Consider the following 12,554-nt stretch of genomic DNA (forward strand, 5'->3'; position numbering starts at 1 on the left):
CGGTTCGTGGCCGTCTGACCCAAAGCGTGTGACCGACTTCCTGCGCGTCGCTTCGGCGGGCCGATTCATCCACGCCGGCGGCCGGCCGGCACCAGCGGCGCCGTCCTTCGAGCCATCACGCTCCGGCTCAAAGAAGGAGGGCCCGCGCCCTAGTCGCCGTCGGGTTCGGCTTCTGCCTCCGGCGCTTTTGGTGCCCCCGACGTGTCCGCCAGGACTTCTTCTTCCACGCCCGGTTCGGCGAACCAGAGCTTCGTCTCCCCGTACTTGCGTTCCGCAAAGCGTTCCATCCCCGCCGGCCAGGACGGCTCGGGGGTCCGCGATGAACGCTCCACCACGACGACGGCACCTTCGGCCAGCTGCGGGACCAGCTGCGCGAGCACCGCGGCCAGCCCCGGTTCGTCCAGCGGATAGGGCGGATCCAGGAAGACGAGGTCCCAGCGGGCACCCTCCTGGGTCCGTTCAAGGAACGAATCGACTTTCGAGCGGTGCACGGAAACCACTTTGCGCCCCACCACGGTATTAACGAGGTCGGCGTTGCGCTGGCAGACCGCGCTGGCCTTGCCGTCGAATTCCACCAGGTCCACACTGTGCGCGCCCCGGCTGGCACTTTCCACACCGAGGGAACCGGATCCCGCGTAGAGGTCCAGCACGCGGGCGTCCGCTATCACCTCGAAGGCGTCCAGCCGCGAGAAGAGCGCTTCCTTGACCCGGTCGGTGGTGGGCCGGGTCAACGATCCCGGGACACTGACCAAGGTGCTTCCACCGGCGGCGCCGGCGATGATGCGGCTCATGGCCGTGCCGCCGGGGACGCCTGGATTTTCTTAGCCGCGTTCAAGGAACGCCTCCTTTTCCGGATTGAGGTATTCGTCGATTGCCGCGGTCAGGTCGGGGTGGGACTCCAGCGACGGGTCGGCGCCGACAATACGCCACGCGTCCTGCCGCGCCCGGGCGATCACGTCCTCGTGTTCCAGGACCCGCAGGAGCTTCAGCGTGGAACGGCCGCCGGACTGGGAGGCGCCCAGGATGTCGCCCTCCCGGCGCAGCTTGAGGTCCTCCTGCGAAAGTTCAAAGCCGTCGGTGGTCGCGGCGACGGCGTCGAGGCGGCGCCGGCTCGGATGGCCCGGTTCCAGCGTGGTCACGAGCAGGCACATACCCGGGAGCCCGCCGCGGCCCACCCGGCCGCGGAGCTGGTGGAGCTGGGAGATACCGAAGCGGTCCGCGTCAAGAATGACCATAAGGGTGGCGTTGTGCACGTCCACACCCACCTCGATCACTGTTGTGGAGACCAGCAGCTTGGTTTGGTTGGCGGTGAAAGAGGCCATGGTGCCGGACTTGAGCACCGGGTCCTGCCGGCCGTGCAGCGGCGCCACACTGACCCCGGCCAGGGCCGGTTCGTCGCGGAGCTGTTCGACGACGCCGGTGACGGATGCCAGTTCGCGTGCGCCGTTGTCGCCCGCGAGGTCAGCATCGGACGGTTCGGCTTCGCCGGGGCTGAAGTCGCCGTCGTCGTCCGAGCCGATTTTGGGACAGACGATGTAGACCTGGTGGCCGGCGTCGATCTCTTCCCGGGAGCGCGTCCAGATCCGCGTGGCCCAGGCCGGGTGCTCGGCGAGCCCGACGACGTGCGTGGTGATCGGCGCGCGGCCGGCCGGTAGTTCGTCGAGGACGGAGGTTTCCAGGTCGCCGAACACTGTCATGGCCACTGTCCTCGGGATGGGCGTGGCGGTCATTACCAGCAGGTGCGGGGGTTTGCTGGCTTTGGACCGGAGCACGTCGCGCTGTTCGACGCCGAAGCGGTGCTGCTCATCGACCACGATCAGGCCCAGGTCGTAGAAGGAGACGTTATCGCTGAGCAGGGCGTGGGTGCCGATGATGATCCCGGCGTTCCCGGAGGCGGCATCCAACATGGCTTGTTTCCGGGCGGCCGTGGGCATGGAGCCGGTGAGCAGGGTGACCTGGACGGCGTCCGTGCCACCCAGCAGCCCATCCCGGGACAGCGGGCCGAGTGTGCGGCGGATCGAATCGAAGTGCTGCGCGGCGAGGACCTCGGTGGGCGCCAGCAGGGCAGCCTGTCCCCCCGCATCGACCACCTGCAGCATGGCGCGCAGGGCCACAATCGTTTTTCCGGAGCCGACTTCGCCCTGCAGCAGGCGGTTCATCGGCGAGTCCTGGGCGAGCTCCGCGGCCAGCGTCTTGCCGACGGTGGCCTGGCCGGCGGTCAGTGTGAACGGCAGCTGCCGGTCAAAGGCTGTCAGCAGGCCGTCCGCGAGAGGCCGGCGGGCGGTGGCTTCCTCCGCGGCGAGCTGGGCGCGGCGTCGGGCGAGCGCGGACTGGAGCACCAGCGCTTCCTGGTAGCGGAACCGGTCCTGTGCGTGCTGCCAGTCCACGTTCCCTTGCGGCGCATGGATGAGCCGGTAGGCCTCCGCGATCGGCAGGAAGTGCTCCCGGTCCACGATCTCCGCCGGCAACGGGTCCGGGACTGCATCGAGGTCTGCGGTGTCCAGCAGCGTCTCGATGACTTTCTGGATGGACCAGCTGGTGAGCTTGGCGGTGGCCGGATACACCGGGATAGGCATGGCCGCGAGCTTTTCCGGATCCTTGCCCGGAGCTTCCGGGTCCTCGTCCAGCAGCAGGAAATCAGGGTTGGTCAGCCCCAGGGCACCGGCGTAGCGGGTGACCTTGCCGGAGAACAAGGCGCGCCGGCCCGGCAGCAGTGCGGCCTTGGCCCGGAAACCGTTGAAAAAACTTACCTTCAGGGTGCCGGGGAGCCCGGTCCCGGCGTCGTCGGAAATCACGACGTCGGTCAGGGAACCACGGCGGGCGCGCATCGACCGGGTGGTGCTGGAGACGACCCGGGCGATGAGGGTGACGTCCTCGTCGAGCGGGACCTCACTGATCGGGGTGAGTTCGCCGCGGTCCAGGTAGCGGCGGGGGAAGTAGTTCAGCAGACCGCCAACCGTGGTGATGCCGAGATGCTTTTCGATCACCGTCGCCGAACGCTTGCCGATCCGGCGTTCCAGGCCCAGCCCCAGTTCGGTGGTGCCCGGTTCGGTGGCGCCCGGTTCGGTGGTGCCCGGTTCGGTGCCGAGTCTAGCGTTCATATCCGTCGGCGGCCTGTCCTGCGGGTTTCCGGGGACCGGCGTCGTGCGGTTCGGCCTCCAATTCGGCCTCCGGCAGGGCGAGTTCTGACACGCTGATATCGGAGGGTTCGCCGAGGGACCGGATCAGGGCCATGGCAGGTGCCGCCTCGGGCACATGGACGTGGACCCGCCAGCGGTAAGCCCCGTTTGCGTCGGCGGTAGCGCCGGCCTGGCTCATGATGACGGACTCGCCGATTTCGTCGAGCCGCTGCCGCATCGTGGCAGCGTCAAGCGGCGAGAGCGTGATGGTGCACATAACTTCCACACCTTCGTCCCGCGGCATACCGGCATGGATGTGCGGGGCCTGCACGTCGTAGCCGTGCAGGCCGTCCAGGAGCTGGTCCTGGAGTTCCTCGCCGAGCACGGCGGAACGGAGGCAATCGAGGATCAGCAGCATCCCCACGCCGCCGGCGTCCACCACGTGCGCTGCGTGCAGGGCCTCCAGCTGCCCTTCGGTGCGCACCACAGCCGCCAGCGCCGCTTCGACTGCGGCATCCAGGGCCAGGCCCAGGGCGTGGTTGCTGTCGTCACCGTTATGCTCGGCGTCCACTGTCGCGGCCGCGCGGGCGGCGGCTTCCATCACGGAAAGCATGGTTCCCGGAACCGGATCACTTAGCGCGGACCAGGCCCGGAGCTGGGCGCGGTTCAACGCAGCAGCAAACAGCGGTGCGCTGAGCCGGTGGTGACCGGCAAGCGGCTCGGCTGCGGCGCAAAGGAACACGGCGAACAGGGTGCCTGAGTTGCCGCGGGCCTGCTCCATGGCGGCCAGGCCGGCGCGGGACAATACGGCCCCGACGTCGTTCTGCGCCGGGTCCGGCGGGCCGAAGGAGTGGATCGCCGGATCCGCGCTGATCACGGGCAGCGCGGAGGTGTCCAGGCAGTGCAGTGCCTGGGCCGCGGCCCGGACCGTGAGGTAGAGGTTCGTGCCGGTGTCGCCGTCGGCGACCGGAAAGATGTTGATGGCGTTTAGGCGGTCGCTGTGGTTTCCAAGCGTCGTTTCTGCCTTGCCCAACCACCGCTTCATCGCTTGCGCGTTGGCGGCAATTTTAGTCTGCAAAGTGATCCCATCCCACAGTGTCAGCGGGCCTGCCCGCTATTGTCACGCCCGTGCTGTCCGTTGGTGCAAGGGCCTCTACCGAGCCTAGCGCAGTGAAACCGTGAGGCAGCTGAACGCCCGGCGGGAATGTGGCAAGCAATCCGTGATCCTCTCCGCCGCCCAGCACCCAGTCCAGCGGATCTGTGCGGAGCAGTTCGGCGGCCGGCCGGAGCGGGCCGGCCAGGACCTTCAAAACGGACGCGTCCATGTTCAGCATAACGTTGCTGGCAGCTGCCAGCCGGTTGCCGTCGCGGACCAGCCCATCGGAAATGTCCATCATGGCCGTGGCCCCGCAGTCCCTGGCCAGCGGTCCCGCCGCGAGCGGCGGCACGGGCCGGCACTGCGCGTCCACCAAAGCGCGTTGGTCCCGGCTCAGGTCGCCGACCGGGACTGCCGATTCCAGCAGCGCAAGGCCCGCTGCGGCGCGTCCGAGGGTGCCAGCCAATGCCACGGTGTCCCCCGGTCGGGCGCCGGAGCGCAGCACCGGAGCATGTCCGTCGAGGGTGCCGAGGATGGCGACGCTGACGGCGAGTTCCCGGCCCCGGCCAAGATCTCCGCCCGCCACGGCGCAGTCCGGCGCGCCGAGCCCCCGGATGCCGGCCGAGAGCCCGTCGGCGAAATCCTCCACCCAGGCAACGCGGGTTCCCGGGGGCATCGTGAGGCTGACGACGAGGGAGGTGGCCCGTGCCCCCATGGCGTTGATGTCGCTGAGGTTTTGTGCGGCGGCCTTCCAGCCGACGTCGTAGCCGGTGGTCCGGTAGCCGTTGTTCCACTCCAGGCGGAAGTCCTGGTCCACCACCTGTGTGTCGATGCTGAGGACCGTCCGGCCATCCGGCGCGGCCACAATCGCGGCGTCGTCGCCGGGGCCCAGGATCAGGGACGGGCTGTGCTCCTGGCCGTAGTGCAGGCGCGGGAAGATCCGCTCCAGGAGCTGGGACTCGGAGAGCTCCGCGACGGTCAGCGGGTCAGGGACGTGGTCAGGGACGTGGTCAGGGACGTGTTCAGGCACAGCACAACGCTACCGCGGGGGTCCGACGGCGGCGGGCGCGTGTCCGGGTCAGCGGGACGCGGCGTGCCGGCTGCCGCGAATCCCGGCGGCTGGAGTGCCATTCGCCGGCTGCACGATCTCCGCCCGTTTTCCCTGCCACACCGGCCGCATGGAAGACTCATACGCATGCCCCTGCCCTTGCCCGCCCTGAATCCCCTGGGCGCCCGGATTCTTGGGTGGATTTCAGGGGCTGTACTACTGTGGCTGGTCCTCGCCTTTCAACTCTTTGTGAACGTGGATCCCTTGACTGTCCACCGCACCGATGCCGTTATTATGCTCGGCGGAGCCGCGGCCGAGCGCCTGCCGGTCGCGGAGCAGCTGCAACACGACTACGGCATCCCCGTCCTGGTCCTCTCCCACACGGATACCCCCGGCAATACGGCCGCCGATGCCGTCTGCAACAACGCCGCTTTTCCCAGCGCCCGGCTCCTGTGTTTCCGCCCCGATGAGTACGACACCCGCGGGGAGGCGCGTGCCATCGGCAAGATTGCCGCGGAGAACGGCTGGAAATCCATCACCGTCGTGTCCTCCAGCTACCACGTCGCCCGGGCGCAGCGGCTGCTGGAGCAATGCACGACGGCGGACGTCCAAGTGGTGAATTCACACCCTGACTTGAGCGTGGGACAGTGGCTGCGGCGGTTTGTCATTGAGACCGGGGGCCTTATTGATGTCTCCCTGCGGCCGGAATGTTCGGATCAGCGCTGAGGAATGTAAGAATTGAAGCCGATCAGGCTGAGTCCCTCAGCCTACTGACGAGATATCGAGGCGAGGAGGACCGGCTGTTGGGTGATCCTGCCGACGATGCTCCCCCGCTGGTTGCCGCCCCGCGCCACCTGCGGCGCCGCACCTTCCACGAGGAGGTTCCGGACACGCTGCTGGTTCCGGACGTGGAGCCATATTCGTTGCCTACCGTTACGGGGCTGTCTAAGAATGCGATGGGCGAGCCCCGCAAAGACGTCAGCGACGACCCTCTAAAGAGGCAACGACTCGTGGCCCTTGCCATTGTGGTCCTGGTCTCGCTGACGATACCCATTTTAGTACTGGCGCTAGTCTTGGCGGGCTAGCAGACCATTCCTTGTCGTCACGGGTGGCCCAACCAATTCACGGCACCTGACGGAGTTCCCGTAGCATCGCAGGGAACTCATCCGCTATTCCTTTGGGGGAGGAAGCACCATGCCCATCATCATGCCAATCTTCGGCACCCGACCGGAGGCCATCAAGATGGCCCCGATAGTTGCCGCTCTGCAGAGGTCGGAACACTTCGAGTGTGTTGTAACCGTGACCGGACAACACCGAGAAATGCTCGACCAGGTCAATGAGCTTTTCGGTATTGTTCCCGATCACGACCTCAATATTTTGGAACATAGGCAGTCATTATCAGGCATCATGACGCGGACTGTTGACGGCCTCGAACGGCTGTTCAGCGCTGCTAAGCCCGACGCCGTGATTGTCCAGGGAGACACGACAACCTCCACTGCAGGTGCAATCGCGGCCTTCTACCACGGAATCCCTGTGGTGCACGTGGAGGCTGGCCTTCGCAGCGGCGATCTGTTCTCTCCTTTCCCGGAGGAGGCCAACCGCAAAATTACTAGCCAGATCGCCAGCCTTCACCTAGCTCCGACCAACATCAGCAAGGCGAACTTGGTAGCTGAGGGCATAAACCCCGACGATATAGCCATCACAGGTAACACCGTCATTGACGCCCTCTTGGCGACCGCAGGCAAGCATGTGCCATTTTCAGACAACCAGCTGGAAACGCTGGCGAGAAGCGGACGCCGCATTCTCTTAGTTACGACACATCGCCGCGAGAACCAAGGAGATGCCATGCGGGGAGTCGGACGGGCCCTGGCCCGGCTGGCCGATAAGTACCCAGACGTCGAAATCGTCTTCCCGGTCCACAAGAACCCTGTCGTCCGCGAGGCGGTCCTTCCAGCCCTAGAAGGCCGGACGAATATCACCGTCACTGAACCTCTGGCCTACGGTGAATTCACCCGAATGCTGGCCATGGCTCACATCGTGTTGACGGACTCCGGCGGTGTTCAGGAAGAGGCCCCCAGCCTTGGCAAACCAGTGCTGGTCATGAGGGAGAACACGGAACGCCCGGAAGCCGTCACCGCCGGAACCGTTCTGCTCATTGGCACGGATGAGGATCGCATTGTTCACGAAGTGACGCGGTTACTCAAGGACCAGACCCACTTTGATTCTATGGCCAATGCGGTAAACCCCTACGGCGACGGCCGCGCTGCTGACCGCACCGTGGCGGCGCTTATGCAGCTAATGGGTCTGGGCCTGAGGATCAAAGACTTCGCTGTCTAATCCCTGTCGTCAAGGCATCGTAGATTAACACGGCTTTCAGCTACTTGGAGAAAACTGCATGTTTCGGACTATTCTCGACAAACCTCGCGCCGAGCTCCAGCGCACATGGCACGACTCGCCCTCAGGAATGCCCAGACGGGAGTTCCGACTCAATCCACGGCTCTCGGCCGACTCATCTATTTCCCTCATCAAGCGTTCCCGCTGGCTAGAGGTGGAGGTCGCCGGCAACTCCGAACTCACCGTCAAGGTAGACCTCTCTTTCAGCCCTGAACACCATGCAGCCAAGGCCGGTGTCATCTGGATCAGGTACTACCATCGTGACGGCCACGAGCTCCCTAGTGAGGCGAAGCTGGCATCCGGGAAGAACGGGCATTACGTATATTTAGTCCCGAGCGAGGAGGGGGTCCCAGCTTTTACCCTCCGCACACCCACTGGTTGCTCATCCGTGGCATTTGGGTTTGCATCCTGGAAAGCTAACCCGGGTTCGATCAGCCTAAGAAACGGGATATTTGTAGACCAAACCGTGTCCCGGCCGCTGCCACTAAAGACTGGCAGCCAAGGCCACCGGCTACCCGCCCGAATGGTTATTTCGCCCGATGTAGAAGCAGATTCGTCCCTCGTCTTGGATAAGTCACCCGTGTGGTGCGCGGTCTCGGTCCAAGACATCAAGGACCTTGAGGCACAGATTCAGGTCGTTGACCCTGCTGCATTTGGCGCGCCAAAGGCGGGCGTCGTCATTGTAAAGTTCCTCGACAAGTTCGGTACCGAAGTTTCTTCTAGGGTGGAAATCGCAACAGGCGCCCTGGGCGACTATTTTTATATCAATACGGACAATGAGGGATGCTTCAGTTTCCGGCTACATGCGCCAGACGACTGCGTTCTCATTCAACTCGGCTTCGCAGCATGGAATGCCAGTACACAACGTTTGCCAATCCGGAACGGCATAACCTTCACGGCCCTTAATCCGTCCACCGCTGACGGTCTCCCGCCAGGCCTGGGACCACTCCAAACGGACCACAATGGCCTCGTCTTCGACCGTCAAACGGCCCGAGCCGCTGTGTTCACGCCTAGCAAAACTCCGACCTGGATTCGCATCGCGACCAACGGCCAGAAGAATTTCAGGCTGACCTTGGACGTTGTGAAAGCCACGAGTCTCGATTCTGCGAAGAGCGGTCTCCTGCGGGTCGAAGGCGTCGCGGCCAACGGTAAAGTTGAAGGCGTAGCGGGCCTCAAGCACTCACAGGAGTACGGGGCCTACGCTTACCTCGATGCGCGAACTACGGGTGCCAGGGCGTTCCAAGTGAGCGTATCCCCCTCCGTTGTGGAACTGCGAGTAGCCGCACAAACTTGGGAGGAAGCAGAGGGAGAGCTACGCCTCGCCAACGAGCTGCAGCTCGAAGGAGTTACGGTCACCAACGTCAGGCCGGCCAGGCGCCAAGTGATCCATACCGCTAACGAGTCCGGTCAAAAGCCCCCTAGGGAATTCAAAGTTGCAATTATCTGCGACGAATTCACATTCAATAGTTTCAAATTCGAGTTCGATCCCATAGTTCTTGAGCCAAACAATTGGCAAAAACAACTCGAAAAAGAACGACCCGACCTTTTCCTCTGCGAATCAGCCTGGTCGGGAGTTGATTCCAATACACGCCCGTGGAAGGGCCGAATTTACGCCAGCAAGAATTTTGCCGCGGAAAATCGCCGCGAGTTGTTGGGAATCTTGCATTGGTGCAAGGTCGAAAATGTTCCGACGGCCTTCTGGAATAAAGAGGATCCGACCCATTACCCTGACAGAGAACATGACTTCGTCGATACAGCGATAAAATTCGATCACGTATTCACCACCGACCGAAATTGCGTCGAAAAATACCGCGAAGACTATGGACACACCAGTGTCCACTGCCTTCCCTTCGCCACACAGCCGAAACTGTTCAACCCTATTGGCTCCTCATCGCGGACAGAGGACGTCGTCTTCGCCGGAAGCTGGTACGCGAACCATGAAGACCGGTCCGCAGAAATGCTGGCCATATTCCGGCAAATTATGGCAACTGGCCGGAAGGTCAAGATATACGACCGGTTCTTCGGCTCGTCTGATGAGTTGCACGCCTTCCCGCCAGAACTGCTTGCGCACACAGTTCCGGCAGTTTCCCATTCAGAGCTCGCCCATGTGTACAAGTCCAGTACGTTTGGCTTGAACATCAACACCGTCACAGATTCCCCAACGATGTTCGCTCGGCGAATATTTGAGCTCATGTCCAGCAATACCCTAGTGCTCAGCAACGACTTTGCCGCCGCAGACGAATTTTTCGGAGATACATTGGCAATAGTCGGCCGACACCGAGGAACGCTCAAGGAACTCACACGTGATCAAATTGAGCGGAAGCGCGACAGCGCGCTGCACAATGTACTAGAACATCACACATACCGAGCACGCTTCCAACAAATTCTCGACACTGTGGGCGCCAACTACGAGCATCCCGATAACAGACTCACCGTCGTATATCCGGTTTCAAACAGAAGTGAAGCTTGGGCTGCACTCTCATCGTTCAGCGGTTTTTCGTCTGTGGCCCAAGGAGTCCTGTTGCTCCTGTCCTCGGAATTCCCTAATGAAGAAGTTCGGGAGTTCTACTCCGATTTCAATAAGTACGGTGCAATGGTTGTCTCGGCTGCCCTGGCCCAGAGCCAAGCGGTCCGGCCAGAGTCACTGATTCCCACGACGCATTTCGTCCTGCTCTCCCCCAATACCGGAATTACATCCGAAGAGATCAGACGCGCCATGCTCCACACCAGTTATGTCGACAGTCCGATCGCTCTACGCTCGGAAATTAAATACGAATTTTCTTCTGCCCACAAAGTGGCTGATCTTGTCGCGCCACGGGATTACATTGAACGGGTTTTACAGAATGCCGGAGATAGGATTAGCGGCAATTTCTACAATGTCTGATCCCGAAAATAGAATATCTACTAATACTGCGATAAATTCAAGGAATGAGGTCACGAGCATGAAAGTCAGCATTGTTGTCCCCTGTTACAACGTCGAAACTAAAATCGGCAGATGTTTTTCGTCGTTGGAAAGAGTTGGCCAGGTGTTCGGACAGACTGACTTTGAAGTTATATTTGTAGATGATTGCTCTACGGACGGAACTGTTGACAAGATCCGAGAAAATCAGGTTCACAATCCCCACTGGAGCATTGTCGCTCTAGAAGGTAACAGTGGATCCCCCTCACAGCCCAGAAATGTTGGTGTGACCGCAGCGAGGGGTGAATTCGTCTTCTTCTTGGATCCCGACGATGAGATATATGCGCCTGCGCTTCGCGCGCAGTACAATCTCGCCGTTGCCGAATCCGCCGACTTGGTGCGCACGTCCCTCGAACTGGCCGAACTCGGGAAACCCAATGTAGTTGTTAACCGCATTGTTAACTTCCCGGGAGGAGATTCGCGAATCGCACAGATGACCGAGATAGTCCGTCAGCAGAGCACCACGAATTCGTCGCTTGTGCGTCGCTCTGTCCTGATAGATAATGCGGTCTGGTGGCCAGAGGATCTGCATATGGGCGAGGACACCGTCTTTTTGCTGAAGGTTTTGACGCATGCTCGGAGAGTCTCATATCTCGATCAACCCGGTATCGTCTACCACAAGACCGTAAGCGTTGTGCGCTCCGCAACTCAGCAATACAACTCTCGAGACCTGGCATCCCACCTAAGGGTGTGGGAGCAGGCAGAGCAAATTCTGTCTACTGTCGGCTTGAGTTACCTAGAGTTGCGGGGTGCCGTTGGGATCCGCCACGCCATCGATCAGCTGTACAAGTTCAATGCAAGAGAATTACCCGATTCCAGTTTGTTAGACTTTTCGGCGTTTGTGCGGCGGCATTCCGCCGCAATCACCAGCCTAAGTGTTCGTCCGCGGATCCGTGAGACGCTTCAAGCTCTCGAGCTCGGAGATCTAGCCCAGATCCGCAAAAACTTGAAACTGCGCCTGCTGATCGCCGGTAACGACCTGAAGTTCATCAAAGCTGCTATTCCGGCTCTTGAGGAATTCTACGAAATCCGTATCGATGAATGGCCTGGACATGACATTCACGACAAGGCCCGGAGTACGGAACTTCTGGGCTGGGCGGACGTCATTCTGTGCGAATGGCTACTCGGCAACGCGGTCTGGTATGCAGAACACAAGAAGCCTTACCAAAAACTCGTAGTGCGGCTGCACCTCTTCGAGCTGACGCGCGATTTCGGTCGCAAGATCAAACAATCCGCTGTCGACTGCTTCTTTTCGGTTAGTGCGCACACCGCGGAGGACATGATCCGCACCTTCGAGGTGGACCGCACCAAGGTGCGTGTCATCCCGAACTTCATCGTGGAGGACAAATACGCCCAGGGCTCCGGAGCCGAGAGGCTTTTCCGGCTGGGTCTTGTGGGCCCGGTGCCCAAGCGTAAGGGGTTAATGAAGTCGCTCCACTTGCTGTACAGCCTGCGCCTCCAAGATCGACGTTACACGCTCACTATCTACGGTAAACGTCCCGAGGAACTGCCGTGGGTGATCAAGGATGATGACGAGCGACGGTATTACGAGGCCTGCGACAGGTTCATCGTCGACCACGGATTGTCCGAGGCAGTGTCTTACGCTGGCTGGGTGGACACAGCCAGCGAACTGGCAAACATCGGGTTCGTTCTTTCATTGAGCGATTTTGAGAGCTTCCATGTGGCGCCTGCCGAAGCGTTTGCCGCGGGAAACCAGGCGCTCTTCCTGCCATGGCGCGGTGTAGAGTTTCTTTACCCTAGGGACTATATCCACGCTGATATCTACAGCATGAGAGATTATATTCTGGAAAACAGTGAGCAAGAGGCCTTTCAGGCCAGCGGAGCCGGCGGCCAGGAGTACGTTCGCAGCAACTATTCCTTGGGGGGATTCACGGAGAACTTCACCGATCTGATCGCTTCGATATAGATAGATGCAAC

The 12,554-nt window shown here is 61.6% G+C and carries 9 protein-coding genes; 5 read left to right on the top strand and 4 right to left on the bottom strand.

All coding sequences use genetic code 11. The features are described from left to right. Positions 1-149 precede the first annotated feature (149 nt). From rsmD to QK287_RS13025, 4 genes are read right to left on the bottom strand one after another with little or no spacing between them, the layout of a single operon-like run. Complete coding sequence (rsmD, locus tag QK287_RS13010) at positions 150-791, bottom strand: 16S rRNA (guanine(966)-N(2))-methyltransferase RsmD (RefSeq protein ID WP_282360341.1); 642 nt, start codon at positions 789-791, stop codon at positions 150-152. 30 nt (positions 792-821) lie between these two features. Continuing rightward, positions 822-3,101, bottom strand: coding sequence for an ATP-dependent DNA helicase RecG (locus tag QK287_RS13015; protein WP_282360342.1), 2,280 nt, complete (start codon positions 3,099-3,101; stop codon positions 822-824). Beyond that, entirely contained in the window at positions 3,091-4,164 is a 1,074-nt protein-coding gene (locus QK287_RS13020) for a DAK2 domain-containing protein (RefSeq protein WP_282360404.1), read from the bottom strand. The genes QK287_RS13015 and QK287_RS13020 overlap by 11 nt, the downstream gene beginning before the upstream one ends. 22 nt (positions 4,165-4,186) lie before the next feature. After that, positions 4,187-5,245: a thiamine-phosphate kinase gene (locus tag QK287_RS13025; RefSeq protein ID WP_282360343.1), complete on the bottom strand. Its 1,059-nt coding sequence runs from the start codon at positions 5,243-5,245 to the stop codon at positions 4,187-4,189. A gap of 165 nt (positions 5,246-5,410) precedes the next feature. On the opposite strand from QK287_RS13025, the gene QK287_RS13030 reads away from it, so the two are divergent. The 5 genes from QK287_RS13030 to QK287_RS13050 all read left to right on the top strand — a co-directional run bounded on the left by QK287_RS13030 (position 5,411) and on the right by QK287_RS13050 (position 12,543). Then, entirely contained in the window at positions 5,411-5,989 is a 579-nt protein-coding gene (locus tag QK287_RS13030) for a YdcF family protein (RefSeq protein WP_282360344.1), read from the top strand. Positions 5,990-6,066: 77 nt separating this feature from the next. Then, positions 6,067-6,348, top strand: a complete 282-nt coding sequence (locus tag QK287_RS13035) for a hypothetical protein (RefSeq protein WP_282360345.1) — start codon at positions 6,067-6,069, stop codon at positions 6,346-6,348. A gap of 109 nt (positions 6,349-6,457) precedes the next feature. After that, on the top strand, positions 6,458-7,600 hold the full coding sequence (gene wecB, locus QK287_RS13040) for a UDP-N-acetylglucosamine 2-epimerase (non-hydrolyzing) (RefSeq protein WP_282360346.1): 1,143 nt from the start codon (positions 6,458-6,460) through the stop codon (positions 7,598-7,600). Positions 7,601-7,658: 58 nt separating this feature from the next. Beyond that, complete coding sequence (locus QK287_RS13045) at positions 7,659-10,541, top strand: glycosyltransferase (RefSeq protein WP_282360347.1); 2,883 nt, start codon at positions 7,659-7,661, stop codon at positions 10,539-10,541. A gap of 58 nt (positions 10,542-10,599) precedes the next feature. Further along, on the top strand, positions 10,600-12,543 hold the full coding sequence (locus QK287_RS13050; protein ID WP_282360348.1) for a glycosyltransferase: 1,944 nt from the start codon (positions 10,600-10,602) through the stop codon (positions 12,541-12,543). Positions 12,544-12,554 lie beyond the last annotated feature (11 nt).

This window comes from Arthrobacter sp. AL05, from assembly GCF_029960715.1.
Classification (GTDB): Bacteria; Actinomycetota; Actinomycetes; order Actinomycetales; family Micrococcaceae; genus Arthrobacter.

What these genes read in the sequence shown, in the direction of transcription:
- rsmD (WP_282360341.1), bottom strand. Translation starts at nt 791, where the DNA reads ATGAGCCGCATCATCGCCGGCGCCGCCGGTGGAAGCACCTTGGTCAGT.
- QK287_RS13015 (WP_282360342.1), bottom strand. Translation starts at nt 3,101, where the DNA reads ATGAACGCTAGACTCGGCACCGAACCGGGCACCACCGAACCGGGCGCC.
- QK287_RS13020 (WP_282360404.1), bottom strand. Translation starts at nt 4,164, where the DNA reads ATGAAGCGGTGGTTGGGCAAGGCAGAAACGACGCTTGGAAACCACAGC.
- QK287_RS13030 (WP_282360344.1), top strand. Translation starts at nt 5,411, where the DNA reads ATGCCCCTGCCCTTGCCCGCCCTGAATCCCCTGGGCGCCCGGATTCTT.
- wecB (WP_282360346.1), top strand. Translation starts at nt 6,458, where the DNA reads ATGCCCATCATCATGCCAATCTTCGGCACCCGACCGGAGGCCATCAAG.
- QK287_RS13045 (WP_282360347.1), top strand. Translation starts at nt 7,659, where the DNA reads ATGTTTCGGACTATTCTCGACAAACCTCGCGCCGAGCTCCAGCGCACA.
- QK287_RS13050 (WP_282360348.1), top strand. Translation starts at nt 10,600, where the DNA reads ATGAAAGTCAGCATTGTTGTCCCCTGTTACAACGTCGAAACTAAAATC.